Source organism: Alcaligenes pakistanensis (assembly GCF_014652815.1).
Lineage (GTDB): Bacteria > Pseudomonadota > Gammaproteobacteria > Burkholderiales > Burkholderiaceae_B > Alcaligenes > Alcaligenes pakistanensis.
In genome coordinates this window covers 107,102-125,131 of the sequence record NZ_BMZN01000004.1, presented here as the reverse complement: position 1 = coordinate 125,131, position 18,030 = coordinate 107,102, and the positions used below count along the sequence as shown (strand labels likewise).

18 protein-coding genes are annotated in these 18,030 nt (G+C 54.1%); 8 read left to right on the top strand and 10 right to left on the bottom strand.

Translation table 11 applies throughout. The features are described 5' to 3' along the window. Positions 1-93: 93 nt before the first annotated feature. The 5 genes from IE156_RS13465 (at position 94) to IE156_RS13445 (ending at position 2,141) form a co-directional block, all read left to right on the top strand. Complete coding sequence (locus IE156_RS13465; RefSeq protein ID WP_189393066.1) at positions 94-348, top strand: hypothetical protein; 255 nt, start codon at positions 94-96, stop codon at positions 346-348. Further along, complete coding sequence (locus tag IE156_RS13460; protein ID WP_189393546.1) at positions 345-488, top strand: hypothetical protein; 144 nt, start codon at positions 345-347, stop codon at positions 486-488. Before IE156_RS13465 ends, IE156_RS13460 begins: the two co-directional genes overlap by 4 nt. 16 nt (positions 489-504) lie before the next feature. Continuing rightward, positions 505-891, top strand: a complete 387-nt coding sequence (locus IE156_RS13455; protein WP_229841332.1) for a hypothetical protein — start codon at positions 505-507, stop codon at positions 889-891. Positions 892-1,059: 168 nt separating this feature from the next. Beyond that, complete coding sequence (locus IE156_RS13450) at positions 1,060-1,596, top strand: dihydrofolate reductase family protein (protein WP_189393064.1); 537 nt, start codon at positions 1,060-1,062, stop codon at positions 1,594-1,596. Then, on the top strand, positions 1,593-2,141 hold the full coding sequence (locus tag IE156_RS13445) for a TetR/AcrR family transcriptional regulator (RefSeq protein WP_189393063.1): 549 nt from the start codon (positions 1,593-1,595) through the stop codon (positions 2,139-2,141). The genes IE156_RS13450 and IE156_RS13445 overlap by 4 nt, the downstream gene beginning before the upstream one ends. 143 nt (positions 2,142-2,284) lie before the next feature. On the opposite strand, the gene IE156_RS13440 is transcribed toward IE156_RS13445, so the two are convergent. The 10 genes from IE156_RS13440 to IE156_RS13395 all read right to left on the bottom strand — a co-directional run bounded on the left by IE156_RS13440 (position 2,285) and on the right by IE156_RS13395 (position 14,245). Further along, a complete protein-coding gene (locus tag IE156_RS13440) occupies positions 2,285-3,922 on the bottom strand; it encodes a copper resistance CopC/CopD family protein (protein ID WP_189393062.1) in 1,638 nt (545 codons plus the stop codon). 54 nt (positions 3,923-3,976) lie between these two features. Continuing rightward, a complete protein-coding gene (locus IE156_RS13435) occupies positions 3,977-4,513 on the bottom strand; it encodes a YcnI family copper-binding membrane protein (RefSeq protein WP_189393061.1) in 537 nt (178 codons plus the stop codon). A gap of 58 nt (positions 4,514-4,571) precedes the next feature. Next, complete coding sequence (locus IE156_RS13430) at positions 4,572-4,997, bottom strand: DUF2946 family protein (RefSeq protein WP_189393060.1); 426 nt, start codon at positions 4,995-4,997, stop codon at positions 4,572-4,574. A 92-nt stretch (positions 4,998-5,089) separates the two neighbouring features. Further along, positions 5,090-5,497 (bottom strand): NUDIX hydrolase, encoded by a 408-nt coding sequence (locus tag IE156_RS13425; RefSeq protein ID WP_189393059.1) that lies wholly within the window; start codon positions 5,495-5,497, stop codon positions 5,090-5,092. A 120-nt stretch (positions 5,498-5,617) separates the two neighbouring features. Further along, positions 5,618-6,238 carry a glutathione S-transferase family protein gene (locus tag IE156_RS13420; RefSeq protein ID WP_189393058.1) on the bottom strand — a complete coding sequence of 207 codons (621 nt, stop codon included), beginning with the start codon at positions 6,236-6,238 and terminating at the stop codon, positions 5,618-5,620. Between the two features lie 21 nt (positions 6,239-6,259). Next, positions 6,260-6,862, bottom strand: coding sequence for an ATP-dependent Clp protease proteolytic subunit (locus IE156_RS13415; protein ID WP_189393057.1), 603 nt, complete (start codon positions 6,860-6,862; stop codon positions 6,260-6,262). 375 nt (positions 6,863-7,237) lie between these two features. Then, complete coding sequence (locus tag IE156_RS13410; protein ID WP_189393056.1) at positions 7,238-8,725, bottom strand: surface lipoprotein assembly modifier; 1,488 nt, start codon at positions 8,723-8,725, stop codon at positions 7,238-7,240. A gap of 118 nt (positions 8,726-8,843) precedes the next feature. Continuing rightward, positions 8,844-9,722 (bottom strand): Slam-dependent surface lipoprotein, encoded by an 879-nt coding sequence (locus tag IE156_RS13405; protein ID WP_189393055.1) that lies wholly within the window; start codon positions 9,720-9,722, stop codon positions 8,844-8,846. A gap of 62 nt (positions 9,723-9,784) precedes the next feature. After that, entirely contained in the window at positions 9,785-12,952 is a 3,168-nt protein-coding gene (locus IE156_RS13400; protein ID WP_189393054.1) for a TonB-dependent receptor domain-containing protein, read from the bottom strand. A gap of 315 nt (positions 12,953-13,267) precedes the next feature. After that, on the bottom strand, positions 13,268-14,245 hold the full coding sequence (locus tag IE156_RS13395; RefSeq protein WP_189393053.1) for a helix-turn-helix domain-containing protein: 978 nt from the start codon (positions 14,243-14,245) through the stop codon (positions 13,268-13,270). A 145-nt stretch (positions 14,246-14,390) separates the two neighbouring features. Between IE156_RS13395 and IE156_RS13390 the strand changes: the two genes are divergently transcribed. From IE156_RS13390 to moeB, 3 genes are all read left to right on the top strand, one after another. After that, positions 14,391-15,455: a class I SAM-dependent methyltransferase gene (locus IE156_RS13390; RefSeq protein WP_229841330.1), complete on the top strand. Its 1,065-nt coding sequence runs from the start codon at positions 14,391-14,393 to the stop codon at positions 15,453-15,455. 5 nt (positions 15,456-15,460) lie between these two features. After that, positions 15,461-16,696 (top strand): MFS transporter, encoded by a 1,236-nt coding sequence (locus tag IE156_RS13385; RefSeq protein ID WP_229841328.1) that lies wholly within the window; start codon positions 15,461-15,463, stop codon positions 16,694-16,696. Between the two features lie 160 nt (positions 16,697-16,856). Next, on the top strand, positions 16,857-18,029 hold the full coding sequence (gene moeB / locus IE156_RS13380) for a molybdopterin-synthase adenylyltransferase MoeB (protein WP_189393051.1): 1,173 nt from the start codon (positions 16,857-16,859) through the stop codon (positions 18,027-18,029). Position 18,030 lies beyond the last annotated feature (1 nt).

Sequence of the window (18,030 nt, the reverse complement as noted above, 5' to 3'; positions counted from 1 at the left end):
GGCCTTATTTTGATATTTATTGACCGATGAAGTATACAGCCGCCAAAACCTTTCTGCCTACACTGAAAGCCCTGATGAATAAAGGAGCTACTGATGCAAGCACAAGACATTCTCCCTGACCATGCCAATGACGTTCAGATTGACGGCACCACGATCCGCAAAGGAACGGTGGGTGCGTTTTTGCATAATGCAGCGGTGCTGCGCCAAGCGGATGTCAGCGACGCTCAACGCCAGCATGCCTTGAACGATATTCTGGCCGCCTTGCCCGCTTTAAAAGCGCTGGGCTTGTTCGATACGCTGGAAATCCGCGACCCTCAACTGCGTGATTTTGTGGAGTCCCGGCTGTGATGAGAAATGATGGCGCAACGGTCCGACCGTATTTATTGCGCGATACCGCTTGGCTCTATGTGCCTAGTGGTTTGATGCATGCCTTCGGGCGTGCCCCAAGTGTGGGTGCCCGTCGCTTTGACGCAGGCTGTCTTTATTGATAGCAAGGAGAACGTCATGCAAGTGGATGATACCCAGTTCCCATTGGTGTTTTTAAGAGAACACGAGCAGGAACACACGTCGCAACAGACCCAAGATCAACTGGAGGCTTTGTTGAACCGGGGCCAGCGCTTTGTCTTGTTGACCGAGCGTCTGGGTGGTGAAGATCGTAACCAGGAAGAAAGCCACGAGGATCGCAAGCAGCGGGCTTTGTTTTTCAAGCACAACAAGCAACGCTTGAAGGATTTATGCGCCGGTATGGTCGTGATTACGCAAGGACGAGCCATTCCGGCGGCAGCCCGTTTAGCGCAACATACCTTGGGGCGAGTGCTTGGACTACGTTTTGCCTTTGTCTTTGACGAAGGGGAGGCACGTGTGGAGGCCAGCCGTTTCTTGACGCCTTAAACAGCGTATCTGTTTCTCTGTTAAGTCGATTTTGTAGCGTGAAGGCGGCCTTTTTGTTCGTGAGTGAAAGCAAAATTTTTTTTGACTTGATCGTAGTGCTTGTCAGATTTTAGTGTCCAAGGACGAATTTATCTATAAAATATACATCGTATATATAAAGGGTAGATGATGAGCACTGCACACGTTTTCATTGGCATCAGTCTGGATGGATTCATCGCGAAACCGGATGGTGATATCGCCTGGTTGCTGGAACGCAGTGATCCTGCCGAGGACCATGGCTATTCTGCTTTTATTGCCGACAAAGATGCGGTCGTCATGGGGCGCGGGACGTACGAAAAAGTCCTGTCTTTTGACGTCTGGCCTTACGACTTGCCGCTGGTGGTCTTGTCCAAACAGTTAGCCGACACCCCCGTTCCTGAATACTTGCAAGGTAAAGTCCGCTTCTCCAAACAGACACCCGAACAAGTGATGGAGCAACTGGCGGCGGAAAATCGGCAACGTATCTATGTGGATGGCGGCCAAATTATCCAGTCCTTTTTACGTGCAGGTTTGGTTCACGACATGATTCTGTCCACCATGCCTGTTCTGATCGGTGAAGGTCGCAGCTTGTTTGGCAGTGTGAATCAGGAGATGGACTGGAGCTTGGTTTCCAGCCAGAGCTTTCCTTCCGGTTTAGTGCAGTCTCGCTATCAGCGTAAATCATGAGTCGTGGACGAGGGCGTCCGGCGGGGGGAACTGGCTTGACGCTGAAGGACATTTTGACTGCCGGGCTGGCGCTGCTGGACGAGGGCGGCGAGCAAGGCTTGAGCATGCGGGCTTTGGCGTCCCGTCTGGGCGTCACTCCCATGAGCCTGTATAACCACGTGCCAGACAGAGCGGGTTTGCTGCGTGCTTTGTCGGATCGGGTGTATGCCCAGGTGCTGGACGGGGTGGATCAGGAGCAAGACAGGCAGGCCGAGCTGCGGATGATCTTGCTACGCTACCACCAGGCCGTTTGCCGTCATCCTAATCTGACTTTGGCAATTTTTGCAGTACCCGAAGCCTTGGCGGGGGTAACTCGAGAGATTACAGATCGTTTGCGCCTGCTGTTAGCATCCATCACCCCGGAAGCGGAGCTATGGCTGACTATTTTGGTCGATCATGTCCACGGTTGCGGGCTGCCAGTGTCTGCTACGGCGGATGGGCAGAGTCTGGAGGGGCTGTATCAGCAGGCTCTGGATAAGCTGTTAACGTGTCTGTCGGTGCATTAGAACGGCTAGTGCGGCCCGTATCTTTACTGCGCGATAGGGGCTGCAAGTATCCCTCCGCCATTGGTGCTTTTATAGATGGCTGGACGTGCACTAGGGTCAAGGTTGATGAACTCATATCAGGCGAGCAGATCAGTGTGCTGTGATCAGGGTGTGGGAGTTTGAAGCTCTAAGGTGGTGTCCAGACGAATGCGTTCGAAGTCTGAAATCAGCACCTGAATCCGAATGTCCCAGCTGGCAAGATGAGGCAGCTCTATAGGGTTGATCTCCCATTGATGTGGCGACTGGGGATGGGCGGGGAAGGTAATGGATTCGACACCGGCTTGTGGATTGGTAAAGATCACCTCAACTTCTTGTGCCTTTAAGGGGCTGAAATCGGGCTCAAATAATGAGAGTTTCAGTGTGGCCGCCTGCGGTGGACTGGCCGGGGTATAAACCAGATCCGCCATGCCCGCATCCGTATGGATATGAGCAGAAATGCTAGGTGTGGGAACTTGTGCCAATGCGCGTGGTGGCGGCGTAAAACGCCACAACGTCAGAACCGCCAGAATCAGCACCACCAGCAGGTATTCCATTTTGACGATGCGCAGCATGCGAGACCGGGCCTCGGATTGCTGATTCAGCACTGCCCGGCTTAGGCGGTAGCGGTTGTAAGCCCCTAATCCCAACAGTAAAGTGACCAACAGCAGTTTGACGCTTAGAACCTGTCCGTACGCGCTTTGCCATAGAGACGAGACTTGGTCGAATTGAACATAAATCAGTGTGGCACCACTGCCTAGCAATAGGACTAAAGCGGCTGGAATCAGGCGCGAGAACCGGGCTAGTAATTGGGATTCTTGGCCCCGCTTTAGTGCAAAAGCCAAAGGCAGCAAAGCTCCAATCCACAGCGTTAAGGCGATGATATGCAACCAGACGCTGGGCCGAGCCAGCCAGACCGGCTCGGCTGTGCTGGCATGGCCACTGGCCGCCAAAGAGCCACCCAATAAGAACAGTGCCAAGATCGCCAGTAGGGTGTAGCTGAGCCGATGAGTCATTTTCCAGGATAGAGCCGCACAGAGCACGGCAAGCCAAGCCAATACCGCAGCAAGCCCCATCGACGTTGTGGCAGCCGTTTTCCAGACTATGCTGTTGAACAAAGCCGATAACGGTAAATCCAGAGCATCTACGCCCACTAGTCCCAGGTTCAGTAAAACGGCCCCTGCACCCAAGGCTAAAGCAGAGAGGACGAATCGGCTTGCTGGCGCGGGTAGTGTGCCTGTGGACGGAATCTGGGATCTATAAACCGTCCAAGCTATGCCGGTAAATAGCCCCAGATAGCCCAAAAGACGGGCCAGCCAGATCACGCTATTTCTGAGCGGATCGCCGCTACGCTTATCCACCGTTTGGGCGCTGGGCATACCGAGGGAAAAGGTCAGTGTGCCACCAACGGGATGGCCATCGGCCGAGATGACCCGCCAGCTGACTCCGTAGGTGCCGTGCTCGTCCAAGGCAGGCAGGGCCAGTTCCAATGCATTGTTCTGTGTTAGAGGCTCTTTTAAATCTTCGGTTGAGCCATCGGGCCGGATCAGCTTCATGACTAGCGGCGATATCGACTCGTTAAAGCTCAAGGTGACGTTGTGGGGAGCGTCCTGCAAGACAGCACTGCTATTGGGCGTGCTGGCAATTAAGGATGCATGGGCGTAAAGCCGGGGAGCCCAGACCAGCAAGATGAAGGTCATCAACACGATGATCAGTCTGGGCAAGCTGGTGGACAGGGGAGCGCGACGCATGATCTGCGTTTGCATAAGGTTTCCTTCAGGTGGATGCGCGCCAAAGACGCGCATCCGTGGCCTGTACGGTTAAGGCTTGGGCAGCAATTGCACGCTGGGGGCGGGTGCATCCGAATGGTCTGCCGCGTCTTTTTTATTGGTAGCGGCTTGGTCTATCCAGCGCTCTACGCCTTGTTCACACTCTTGGATGACCGGGAAATACAGTGTGCTGTCGGGCTGGAGTTCGTCGCTTAGATAGCTGATGAACACGAACTCGTCGTAGTGCTCGTCCTGCAAGGGACCACCGGCCCAGACCACTTCCTGAACGCCCGAACTGACCTTGGCCCCCCAGCGGGTGTAGGGCTGTTTGTAGTCGCCTTTCACCGTTTCCAGGGTCCAGCCTGCTTTGGGCTGCGGCTTGATACCGACCACACCTTCAGGAATTCGGACGCGGATTTTAGTAGTGGCAGAGCCCTTGCAGCCATGCGGTACAGTCAGAACAGCCTTGTAGCTGCTGCCTACCGGGGCTTGCTTGGTTTGCAAAGAAACGTGTGCAAGGGCAGAAGAAGTGAACAGAACAGCAGCCATGCCCAGAACGGCACGGAAAGAGGGAGCAGAAATCGACATGAAAAACCTCGGCGAGATAGAAAAAACAGGGGCCGTCAGGGACGGCTATCCGGACGTATCAAGCGAGGTGGGGGGGCGGGGCGCGTGAGCCTAAAGGTGGGCCCCGAGCAGGAGGCGTAGACCAGGTCTGCTGGATTTCGGCCAGCAAAACAGGTCGATACGCAATCAGGCTGATCAGGGCTGGGACATCCTGCGTAGGCAATAAGGCGGACGAAGCCGCAATGCCAAATGGACAATCTTGCGGGTTTGGGTGGTGATCGGAGTCCTGCTGTGTATCGTGGCCCAGCAGATCAATCCAGAGCGTACTGGCCGGATTGCCCGCCGTACAGAAGGTAATGGCAAAGCCATTATCTTGTGCCGAGCGGGTCGGCATATAGCCTGCCGGGATAATGGCGCGACAGACGTAGGCCAGCAGAGCCAGGCAAAACAGAAGTTGCCAGACTCGGATTTCGCGACGAACGAAACGGGGACCTAGGGCGTGCATGCGAAAAAGTATATTACAAAACTGGCTGCTGCCTGATGAGGGATTAAGTCCTTATATGGGGCCTAATCGTAGTGAGGCTGGGCCTTGTAAACTCAGGTTTTAATGCCTTGAATCGTTGCTACAGCGACTTGAGTTGCCAGGGTCAAGGGCTGCGGCAGTGTGTCCAGGTCAAACCAGTTCATATCGCTGTGTTTTTCAGGTTCCTGTATGACTGGCTGACCGGTAAAGGATTTGACCAGGTAGACCGGAGCCACCCAGTGTTCGGCCCGATCCGCGTCTATCTGGTCCACATTGACTAGCAGCTCCAGCTTGTCCAGGTGCAAACCCACTTCTTCAGCAATTTCCCGTTTTACGGCTTGTTCCAGAGTTTCCATCCAATCCACCTTGCCGCCGGGTATGCCCCAGTGCCCGGCTTCTGGCGCACGCACCCGCTGGAGCAGCAGGATTTGGCCGTTTTGCATAATGACTGCACCGCAGCCTACTCGAATGATTTCGTCCATTTTTTATATCTCGGGCTTAAAAAAGGGGAGCTAGGGCAAGGACTGATTGTTTCGTCGCCCATAAAAAAACCACGAACACAGTGCGCGGTTTTTGTCATGCTGAGACAGGCAGAATACCGCTTAAGGAAAGCCAGCACATTGCCCTATAAAGGCCGGCCGTGCGGCCACGCGATGATAATAGTCCTGAGCAGCTTCAAACACCGGGCGGTCAAAGGGTGTATTTAACCAACGGTGAATGGACAGACCCAGAATGATGTCAGCCAAGCTGAAATCCGGACCTGTGGCATAGGTGGGTGTCTGTTCCAGCCGCGTATTCAAAATGGACATGGCGCGTGTCCAGGCGGTCAAGGACGTCTGGATTTGTTCTGCGTCCTGGTGCTTAGGAGATTGCCGGGACAAGCTCCAAAAAGCGTAGGTCCATACTGGGCTCAGTTCGCTGGCCTGCCAGTCCAGCCATTGATCCACCTGGGCGCGTTGCCAGGCATCTTGCGGATACAAAGTGTGGGAGCCCTGGCGATTAGCCAGGTAACGCATGATGGTATTGGACTCCCACAAGACCCGATCCCCATCCAGCAAGACAGGGATTTTGGCATTGGGATTCAGCGCCCGGAACTCGTCCGTATTGACGTCTCTAAAACCCATGCCCCAATCTTGCCGCTCAAATTCCAGATTCAGTTCCGCGCAGGTCCACATGACTTTGCGCACATTGATGGAGGACTGTCTGCCAAGAATAGTTAGCATGATGGGGCTTTCCAATGGTGTTTATTTGCTGGTGGGCAGCAGCTCGGTGCGTCGCTCAATAATGCGCGAGATCAGGCCATATTCAATGGCTTCCTCGGCACCCATCCATTTGTCGCGCTCGATATCATCACGCACACGTTCAATGGGCTGACCCGTTTCGCGCGCGATAACTTGGGCGATACGCTCGCGAGCCTTCATGATTTCTTGAGCTTGAATAGCCATATCGCTGGCCTGACCACCGGCGCCACCGCTGGGCTGGTGAATCAGAAAGCGGGTCTGCGGCAGGCAAACACGGCGTTCGCGGGCAGCACCCAGAAACAGGTGAGTGGCCGCACTGCCCACCCAGCCCGTACCTACCATGGTGACGGGCGAGGCGATGAAACGGACCACATCATGGATGGCGTCGCCCGATTCCAGGTGGCCTCCGGGCGAGGACACGATCATGGTGATGGGGGCGTCGGACTCGGCATCCAGTGCCAGCAGCTTGCGCACGGTCTCCGAGGCGAGCTTATCCGTGATGGTGCCAAAGACCAGCACAGTACGGGCGCGGAAGGCTTTTTCTTCCAGAAAGGCGCTGTCTTGCGGGCTGGTATCAGAGCGAGTTTCTTTTTCTTGGCCAAGCATGAGGAGAGACTCCAAGGGATAAGTGTTCTGTCTGCTAAGGAAAATCGATTGCTCGACTATATCCCGGCTTATGGTCAACCGGGCTTTCACTTGGCAAATTTTGTGGTTTTTTTTGTCCGGTCTTGGGGAGAACAAGACCGTGTAGTCCTGACTCCCGGATCAGCTTCACAGGAACGGGCGTATCCATAAGGAGTGGCTGGGCGTTGAGCCCTCGCACAGAACGGTGGCAGTGTTATTGGAGCCCCTTTTCTTACAGGCAACCCAGCGTTCGCTTTTATTAAAAAGAGATACCTGTCAGATCTCCTGTCGGCTTAAGCGTTGGAGGCTTAAAAGGAGCAGCAGCAGACAAGCCGCTAAAGCAAGTGGGGCGCTATCTTAAAAACGTTTTTCCAGTTTCAGCGCGACTTCGGTTTGCTTGTATTTGAAGGCCCAGTCGATATTGCTGTTGTTGAAGGTGTGCTTCACATACAGATTGGGCGTAATGCCTTTGAACGCAAAGCGTGGCATGCCCACGTTCAGGATATAAATCTGTTGGCGGTCCTTGCGCAGCCCGCCCAAGAACAAGTCTTCGGCATCGTGTCGAGTCTGCCGGTACAGGGCCGTGGCGTTGATGTTGAAACCCGCATCAAAGGCTCTGTAAATTCCCAGGTTCGCCATATAACTGCGGCTTTGTGCCGTTTGCTGAGACTGCAGATTCCGGGTGTAATTCAGGCCCCCGTAGACCACGGTTTTGGCATCGATCAGATAAGAGCCGTACAAGCCTATCTGGTTCTCTTTAGTGCCTTCAAAGTACTGCCGTAAATCGCCTTTGTAGGACAGGCTCTTGTGCTGGGCATTCACGCCTACTTGCAGCCGGTCGCTAAGATTGTGCTTCCAGTCCACGCGCCCACCCCAGGACTGATAGCTGGTGCGACGGTTGGTGTAATTGTTCTCGAACAGGGGCGTAATCGACAGGTCGTTTTTGGCGTCCTGATAGTTGTAGCCCGCGTAAAGAATGCTGGTGTTGTCGCTGTAGTAGGTCGCCTTGGGCTCGGCTTCTTTGTGCTTGTCGTACAGATTGCCGTAGCTGATGCCGCGCACCAGCAGATTATGGTTGCCACTTAGCTGGAAACGTCGATTCAAGGTCAGGTCGTAGACCATGGCTGTGGATTTGATCGGGTCCGGCATCTTGCGCACCGACGGGAAGCACCCAAAGAAATAGCAAGTGAAGAAGGTGTCTTCCTGGCCGTTTTCTTTATTGATATTGCTGTTGTAGCCCAGGCCAATCGAGGCAGAACCGTGCCAGGCATTGCGGTCTTGCAGGGCACCTTGAAAGCCTTCAATGACGGGTCGTACTTCTTCTGGAATACCGGCAGAGGAAATCTGGCTGAACAGTTCTTTGGCTTCGCTGGATTGATAGTCCTCGAACAGTACGCGGGCCAGCTCCAGCTTGGCGCGCATCATGTTCGGATCACTTTCCTGAGCCTCGCGTAGTTTGCGGATAGCCAGACCGTGATCGCCCTTGCTGCGAGCCACCATGCCTTGTGCCATCTGCACCAAAGCAGGGTTGTGGCCGGGCAGCTCTTGATACTTTTCTACAAACTGATCCACCTTGGCCCACTGCTGCAGATTGATGGCGACATAAATGGCCGGTTCCAGATCGGTTAGCGTGGCATCGACGCTGTAGGTCGTGCCGTTGATGGTGATCAGGGCCGACGGGTCCACATCGGGCGGGGTTTCTTCCACTAAATGGGAGCGTTCGCGTTCGTTCAAGTTGCGGTCGATTTGATTCAGAAGTCGGCGCGTATCGTCGTCGTTGGCTTGCACCGCGCTGGATGCCATGGCCAGCAGCAGGCACAAAAGGGGAAGGGCTCGCCCATGCATGAATGAAAACCTTGCAAGAAAAAGGGGAGATGGACGCGGGGTCCAGAGAGAAAGGGGATCGAGCCTGTCGATCCCTTTTTTCTTATGGCAACACTAGGGTGTTGTCAGATAGCCGTTATTAGCGGGCACCGCCGAAGGCCATGTCTTTGGCACCGTTGGCTGGGTTGTAGTAAATACCTGCCAAGGCTTCTGCTTGGGAACCGTAGAATTGGCCTCGAATTTTCGAGGAATCACTAAAGTCTTGTGCAAATTGGCCATTGGAAGCAATGGAGGTGCCGTTGAAGTTCACACCACCGACAGAGCCAGCCAATGTACCGCTACCACCGCCGTAGTTAGCTGTCAAAACGCCGCTAAATACACCGCCTTGAGTGCCCGGATTGTATTTGCGTACGGCTACAACGTTGTATTCAGCATTGACCAGAGCAGGCATCGCAGTGGTTGGATTTTCACCTGTGTAGAACACAGTGCGATCTGCGCTGTTCATGTTCAAGTCGGTGCTGCTGCCTTGGCTAGGGCTAGCGACGCGAGGAGCCCATTCACCAAAATACACTTCTTGACCAGAAACTTTTGCCACGACTTCACCGCCGAAGTGTGGGTAGCCAGTCAGGGGGTTGTTCATTTGACGATAAGCGTAGATTTGGGTGCCTGCACCAGTACCGCTGCTAATAGTGTGACGCCAAGTTTCCGAGATTTTCGTGCCAGCAGGCATTTCAATATAGCCATGGCCGTCTGCATTGCCTAATACCTGGTTTGTCTGCCAAATGGGACCGCTCTTGAAGCTGACCACACCCGACTGATCGGCTGGGTTCGCAGTGTAGGGATCGGTGCCGGGCATGGAGATACCTGCTTCGCCGATGGCCATCATCGTGGAGGGTTTGTCAGCAACGACAAAACCTTTGGAAGCGCCACCTGCAACGGGGGCGGCGAAGCTGCTGGTGGAGGCCAGCAGGAAAGCCGAAACAATAGCCAGTTTTTGTACATTCAGACTTGCTTTCATTACGAACTCCATTAAGTGAAGAAAAAGGGCGTTTTTACGAAAACGACCAAAAACCGATTAACTTAAAAACGTGCTGTCATACCGACGCGCACTGTTCGTCCAGGGGCCGGAATAGAGGTGCGGGCCATGGGGTCCAGGTAGTACTGATTGGTTAGATTGCTGATCGCCACGTCTACATTCAGGTTCTTCTGCACCTGATAGCTGGCGTAGGCATCAAAGACCAGGATCGGGTTCCAGTAGTTGGCTCGGTTATAGGCCCAGCCCATAGCTCCAAAGGCACCCTCATCTTTGTTTTTGGCTGCACTGTGATAAACGGCGCGTGCGCCCAGCAATAGTTTCTTTTCTAGGAGACGAGCACCTACATCCAGATTCAGTGAGTACTGGGGTTGTAGGCTGGTTCTGGCAAAAGTGCGAGGGAAGCCTCCATCTACGCAGCTAGGTACGTTGCCACTACCTGCGGCTCCAGGAATGGGGTTAAAGGTTTGTGCGTAGTCGTGGTCGCACAGTTGCTGTTTCAGGCGATACGTACCACCAAAATTGGCAAAGTATTTACCGTTATCCACCCGAGCTTGTAGTTCAATGCCGGACATCTTTTTCTCGGCAAATTGCACGACATTGAAGTCCCAGTCCCGGTCTATATAGTCTTTGATGCGGTTATTGAAGTAGTTGATCCTGATGTCTGCGTAGTCCAGGTTGGGAAAGTAGCTGCTCAGGTTATGGGCATAGCCGATCTCCCAGTTGTAGGCGTGTTCTGGACTGATAGCGACACCTGTGGAGCTTTTGCTGCTGCCTGCCATTGCCATCGAGGACTCAAACAGACTAGGGAAGCGGACAAACTCGTTGTACCGTGCATAGACACGGATATCGTCTGTGATAAAGGCAGTCAGCCCAAGATGGGGAACCCAAGCGTGATCTTTTTGCTTTTTGGGCTCTTCCCATTTATTCGGTATTTCAGACTCATCTTGATAAACAGGCTTTCGGTTGGAATTCGATGCAATATATTTATCCACCGTGCCTTTTTGGCCCTGGGCACCGGTGACCTTCTCACTTGTATCGATTTCGCCATTCGTGAAGGGGTTGTTTGCAGTAAAACCGGTATGTGATTGGCCAGATGGTACAAAAACTGATTCGTCGATGTAGCGGTACCCGTTGACCTTCCCTCGTTGCAGTTGGTCACCCATAAAATCCTCAGGGGTCAAGAGGGGGCCATCAACAAAACTGGGGTCAAAGTCATACCAGGTTTGCCAGTCTTCTTTGTATTTTTCATAGGCTGGCGTCAAGCTTTGAATAATCTTGTTCTCATACGCGTTCGCCTCTTGGTCCGTCATCAAACGCTGTACTTGATAGTTGTAGCCAGTTAGAGCGGGTTGAATAGCCCAATCCTTATGTTGTTGACTACGCATCTCGGCCAGCTTGTCGTCATACGACCAGTAATCGCTGTAACGAGCGCCTGCATTCACCTGCAACCAGTCGATAGGGCGCCAGTCAAAATTAAAACCAAAGTTCCATTGCTGGCGTGTGCCTGAACGCGGTCCCATGTGATTCACGCCCCAGTTCAGTTCAGTCAGGTGCGCGAGCTTTTCCGAAGCATCATGTTGTTTTAGCTTTTCGCGCGTAAAGTCCGCTTGCAAGCTCAAGTCCAGAGTAGGGTGCAAGGCCATTTCATTGCTCAGGTTCAAGCCTGTGCGACGGTGGTCAGTAATTTGCAAGGCACGGGGCACAATGTTGAAACGACCATCTGCATTGGATTCTTTATCCGGTGGAGTCGTTGGGACCTTGGCGCACATGGGCAGATCTCTGCCCAGGATGTGGCAATCCGTATAGTCATCCCATGCGCTATCCCGACCATTCCACCCGTCGCCTTGAGTGCCATAAATAACGTCACCGTTCTGATGGCGAGCACTGTCGCTTTGGGTAATCCAGGCGCCTGCTTTCAAGTTGATGAAGCGGTTGCCTTCGGGGTTCCAGGAGTAGTTCAGATTCCAGGTGTCTTGTTTGACCTTGCTATAGGGGTTCTCGTTTTGCAGAATCTTTTTCTCGCCCTGACCATCCAGCGCATGCACAGCCCAGACCACGTTCCAAGGCACACTCTCGCCAAAGGTATGGTTGCTGCGCATGTAGCTCATATCAATGGCTTGATCGTGAGGTAAACGCAGCGTTCCTTTGAGCAGGGTGGTTTCCAGTTCGCTGGAGGTATTCAAAACCTCTTCACCAGGGCGGAAATATTTGGCGATGTAGCTGATGCTCGGGGATGAGAAGCCCGGTCTTTTGTCGTCCTTGGCATCTTCCTGCCACGAGTCCTGCTCGTACTTCTCGCCACCTTTTTTACCGCTGTAATAGTTGCCGCGACTGCGGTAGCTGTATGCGGCTAGCAGGTCAAAGTTCTCTTGCTTGGTTGCGATTGCCAGGCGGTAGGAGTGGTCTTCGAAGTTGAAGTTCTTGCCGCCATTGCCTTCTTTAGGCATACGTTCTGGCGAAATGGATCCCGGCAGAATGACGCCGTTAGTGCCACCCTTATCAAATACTGCGCCAGGGATGTCTCGGTAGTCTTTACCGAATACTCCGAACGAACGCTCATTCGGCTGAGTCGAATTCGTCGCCGTCTCCGCCTTCAATTCAATCCCGAAACTCTCGCCCGGCTTAACAATATCCTCCACCTGCAACGTACGGATCTGCACCGATCCGCCAATCCCGCTGGCTCCCGACGTTGCCGACACGCCTTTTTCCACCAGAATGCTGCTGATCATATTGGGATCAACATAGTTGCGGTTGGCGACCCCGGCCGGACCCAGCCAGACCGACGTGGCCTGTTCTGTGCCATCAATCGTCAGTGGAATGCGGCCTTCACCCTGGATACCGCGAATGTTCGGGTCCAGCGCGCCGCTATTTCGCGAGTCCCCCGCATAGACACCGTTCAAGCCCTTGAACAAATCGCCCACAGAGCTGCCCTTGTACAGCTCGATTTCTTCCTTGCCCGCGTACACATTGGAGACGTCCTTCTCGAATACATCGGCCTTACCGGCTTCGTCGCGGGTTTCCCGGACCACCGTGATGGTGTCCAGGCGAGTGGCTCGGTCCGAGTCTTCTTGACTCTCGTCCTGACGGGAGGAGGGCGGGGCGCTGCCCATGCTTTGTGCCTGTGTCTGCCCGGCCCAGGAGGCCAGAATCAAGGCATATACCAGCGGCTTAAGCGCGTGTTTTTTGTGTAGAGGTGAAAGGGTGGCGGACATAAAACGAACCAGGGCTCCGTGCGAAAAATAAGAATCTGTAGGGGAAAGGCATCCCGTTCTCTGGCCAAGCTCACCACTTGTCTCAAATGGTGAGGAAAGGCACGGGGATATTATTGACATTAATGCGAATAATTATCACTTAGATTGATATGCGGGACGGAGCAATTCCTATGCAGGACCTGAAAACGGCCGCAATAGCAGGAATTTGTCAAAGCAAAAGGGGAACTTTTCTGGAAGGGGGCCGCAGGGGGCGGCCCTTAAAGAAGGGTAGGCCCCTGGGGGGGAAGGGGCCGAAAACAGCGCAAATACAAAGGCTTAAGTGCGTTTGTTGCCAAAGATGGATTTGGGTGAGCGACCAAAGTACCGCGTAAAGGCAACGGAGAAATTATTGGGATACTTGTAGCCGACTTGCCAGGCAGCCTGAGCCACTTGTTGACCTGATTCCAGCAGCGTATAGGCCTTGCGCATACGCAGCTCCAGCAGCAAACCGATAGGCGTGTTGTCGTACAGATAACGGAAGCCTTCTTTGAGCTTGTGCTCGTTAATGCCTACTGTCGTCGCCAGATACTCCACGGTAATTTGCTGGTCCAGTTGCGAGCTGAGCAGATTGCGCGCCTGCTCCACCCGTTGAATGTCATCCACAGACAAGGGGGCGCCTTTGGCGGCGTCGGGTGGAGCCAGACGGTTGAATTGCTCGGCCAGCAAACTGAGCGCATGAATTTGCAGATTCAACCTGTGATTGTGAATAGGCTGCTCCGGGCTGCATGGCTGCATATACCGTGCCAGTGCGGCTGCATGAGCCATGGTGGCCTGACTGCTGGCCTGAAAAGACAGGCGATGCAATCCCACGCAATCGAGCAAATGGGTAGCCCGTTCGGGACCGACGTACTTGTTCAAGGCCGCTTCGCTAATCACCAGTCGCAGTTGCGATACAGATTCATCCTCTTGATAGTGACGCTCCCCACGCAGGGAGCGGAAGGCCGTCACCGTGGTATGGCCCGCTTTAAAAAGCAGATCTGAACTCTCCCGACCCTGATAGGCCGACTGCCCTTGTAGACCCACGGTCACCACAATGACACGGCCCGCATGGGGGCCGTTGCTTTCTTCAACCAGGGATCGGCTAGGGTGATAGTGCAAGCGGCCCAATAAAAAGCCTTGTTCCAGTTCCACACATTCGGAATAGCAGTGGCCCAGCTCCTCGGGTAATTGCAGCCGGACTCGGCCATCGCTCAAAGCGCGACATGATCGTGGTTCATCCGTGGTTAAGCGATAGCCAAATTTGCGCGTGCTCATCATTTCTCCTGCTAAAAGCGCCTCGCATATAAATTGCTCCGTTCAGCATAGATCTTAATGCAAATAATTCTCATTAAATATATATCATTTCTAGCGGTGATGGCAGATTGACAGGCCATTGTGGAATTTACGGAGGTAGAAAACAGTGCTGGATCGATCGCTTAAAGAGCTTGTGTTATCAGAGCAATTGTTGGAGCCACATGCTCTGCAAGCCTGTTGGGACGCGCAATTGGCAGGGTTGAGCGCAGATGCCTTGAACCTGGCTTTGGAGCATGGTCTGTTTGCGCATCTGGATCAGTTTATCGCTGCTGATGAACTTGCGCTTGCCCTGAAGTGGGACCCGGACAACAGCGCTTATTTGCTGGAATTGTTGTGGAGCCTGGATTTGCTGGAGTGCCAGTGGACCTATCCGCGACGCTATCGCAACTTGCCCAAAGCGGCGCGTTATTTCAATCCGAACTCTACGGACTACTGCGGTGATGCCTTGTTGTTCCGGCATGGCGTGTTGCGGCAGGTGGGTAATCAGCTTGAGGAACTGGTGCGTAAGGGCAAGACGCCCCCAGCGGACCCGAAGCTGATTCAGCAGGGTTGGGCCGCGGCGGCGCGTGCACAAATTGCACAGGAGCAAAGCGCAGTGACTGCAGATGTTGCCTGTGAAATTTTTGGTGCAGTGCCGGAGTTTTGGCAGGCGCAGCGTTTGCTGGATTTGGGCGGTGGCCCGGGACTGGTGGCGATTGCATTGGCCCAGCAACAGCACGAACTTCATGGCGTGGTGTTCGAATACGAAGGCGCGGCCGCCGTTGCGCAACAACGAATTGTGGAGGCGGGTCTGGAAAATCGCTTGAGCACCTTGGCAGGCGATTTGCTTGTGGATGATTTCGGCTCGGGTTACGACCTGATCTGGTGCTCTTCGGTACTACATTTTGTGCCGGACATTCCCGCTTTGCTGGCTCGCCTGCATCGTGCCTTGCGCCCTGGTGGTGTGCTGGTGTGCTGTCACGCCGAAGTGCATACCGAGATCAGCAAGGCCAAGCGAATTTTGCATTATTACCTACACATGCGTATGCAAGGCCGTCAGGTTTTGCCGGAAGGGCAGTTGGCTCAATTACTGGAACAAGCCGGGTTTGATGATGTTCAGCAGTTTGATGAGGTGCGCTTTCCGGTTGCGCCCGTTACTGCATTGATTGCGCGTAAGGCGTGCAAAGGGTGATGAGAATGAAGACTTGGAAAGCGTGGGGGGCGCAGCTGCTGTTTGGCTGGATGAATCTGGTGTTAGCCGTCCCCAGTATTTACCTGATGCTGGGCATGCCATTGGTCATGCGTCAGCATGGCTGGTCCGGCACCGAGATCGGGTTGTTCCAGTTGGCGGCTTTGCCTGCCATTTTCAAATTGCTGCTGGCTATGCCAGTGCAGCGTGTCCGTCTGGGAGGCGGGCATTTTGTGCATTGGCTGTGGTTGATGGCGGTGCTATTGCTGGCGCTGTATGTGGGCATAGGTCGTGAAAACTTGATCGATCAACGAGCCATGTTGTTCGCCTTGACCTTTGCTATCAGCATTGTGGCCACCTGGATGGATATTCCTTTGAATGCATTGGCCGTGCAATATTTGCCGCGCGAGGAGCAATTGCGAGCCGGCAGTATTCGTTCTGCTGCCTTGTTTCTGGGGGCGATTGTCGGCGCAGGCGTCATGGTGCTGGTGCAAGCCCGATGGGGCTGGCAAGCGCCGTTTGCCTTGATGGGATTGGGACTAGTCATAGGTTGCTTGCCGTTTGCATTTCTGCGTTCCAAAGCCGGTTTGCAGGCAGCGGAAACAGAGCACGCCCAGCCCGGTTTTGTGGCCGATTGGGTTAGCTTCTTCGGCCAGGAAGGGGCCAAGCAGTGGACTAGCCTTTTGTTGACCAGCTTCCCTTTTATCGGCGCGGTCTGGTTCTATTTGAAACCCTTGATGCTGGACCAGGGCATGCCTTTGGAAGAGGTGGCCTGGACAGTTGGAATTGCCGGTGGCATTACCGGTGCTGTGTTCAGCTTGCTGGGCGGACGTCTGGCTTCGTTCCTAGGAGCCGCCCGTGCCATTCCTATCTATTTGCTGGCGGCCTTACTGTCCCTGATCTTGCTGACGGTGTCGGTCTGGGCGCAACTGGGGCCGTTCTGGTTGGTAACAAGTGCCATGTTGATTGCAGCCAGTATGGGTGCCGTCTCCGCCTTGCTCTTTGGCCTGACCATGTTCTTTACTCGTAGGCAACGCAATGCGTCTGACTATGGTCTGCAGTCGACCATCTTCACCTTGGCCCGTATGGCCGTTCCTATTGCTGCTGGCATTGTGCTGGACCGCTTCGGCCAGGTCGTGATGCTCAGTGTGTTGACCTTGGGTGTTCTATTTGCCTTTGTGCTGGCTTGGCGAGTGCGTCACAGCGTTGGCGCCAGCACCGAAGTTTTATTGCGCAGTCAGTAAACCATCCCCTGAAAACGCCTTCGCATCCACCTTGCGTCGGCGTTCATCGTTTTTGCTCCGTTTTGCATAGAAATTACAGCCCAAAGGCCATTGTGCCCTTGTGCTTCATGTTTGAGAATACGTCTTGTTCGTATTTATATGTATTTAACCAGGAGTCATTATGACCTTGCCCCCCTTAGTTGAACCCGGTGAGCCTTTAAGCCGTGAAGAGCTAAACCGTTATAGCCGTCACCTCTTGATTCCCAACGTGGGAATGGAAGGTCAGCGTCGCATTAAAAATGCCAAAGTGCTGGTTATTGGGGCAGGGGGGCTGGGCTCGCCCACCTTGTTGTATTTGGCGGCTGCCGGGGTGGGCACCCTGGGCATCATCGACTTTGACCGGGTGGATGAATCCAATCTTCAGCGTCAGATCATTCACACGGTGGACAGCATTGGCGAACTGAAAGTGGAAAGCGCCGAACGCGCAATCCACAAGCTCAACCCGCTAATCAAGGTAGAAACCTATACCGATAGGCTAGAACCGGAAATGGCCGTTGAGCTGTTTTCACGCTACGACCTGATTCTGGATGGCACTGACAATTTCGCGACCCGCTACCTGGTTAATGACGCTTGCTTGCTGGCCGACAAACCCTACGTCTGGGGGTCGATTTTCCGCTTTGAAGGTCAGGTATCCGTGTTTTGGGAAAACGCGCCCGGTGGCGTGGGCCTGAACTATCGCGACTTGTATCCCGAACCTCCTCCGCCCGAGCTAGCTCCTTCTTGCGCACAAGGTGGCGTCTTTGGAGTGTTGTGCGCCTCGATCGCCTCGATCATGTCTACCGAAGCCATCAAACTGATTACCGGTATTGGCGATCCCTTGATCGGCCGCCTGATTGCTTATGACGCCCTGGATATGCGCTATCGCGAATTGCCTATCCGTCGTTTGCCCCATCGCAAGGTGATTACCGAGCTGGAGGACTACCAAACCTTCTGCGGCCTGAATCCACCTGCTGATGCCATGGCCATTCCTGTTCCGGTGATTGATGTGCTTCAGCTTAAAGCGCTGCTGGATCAAGGTCAGGCCCCGGTGCTGGTCGACGTTCGCGACCCGAATGAATGGGAAATTGTGAATATTCCCGGCGCCATTCTGATGCCTAAATCCCTCACCGTGGCGGCAGAAATTGTGGCGGCTTTTGGTCCGGATGCGGATCTGGTGATTTCGTGCCGCTCCGGTGCGCGTTCCAAAACGGTTTGCGAAGAGTTGATCAAGCTGAATGCGTCCAAGGTTCGCAATCTGGAAGGCGGCGTGCTGGCGTGGGTTGATCAGGTTGCCCCTGAACTGGCCTCTTACTAAG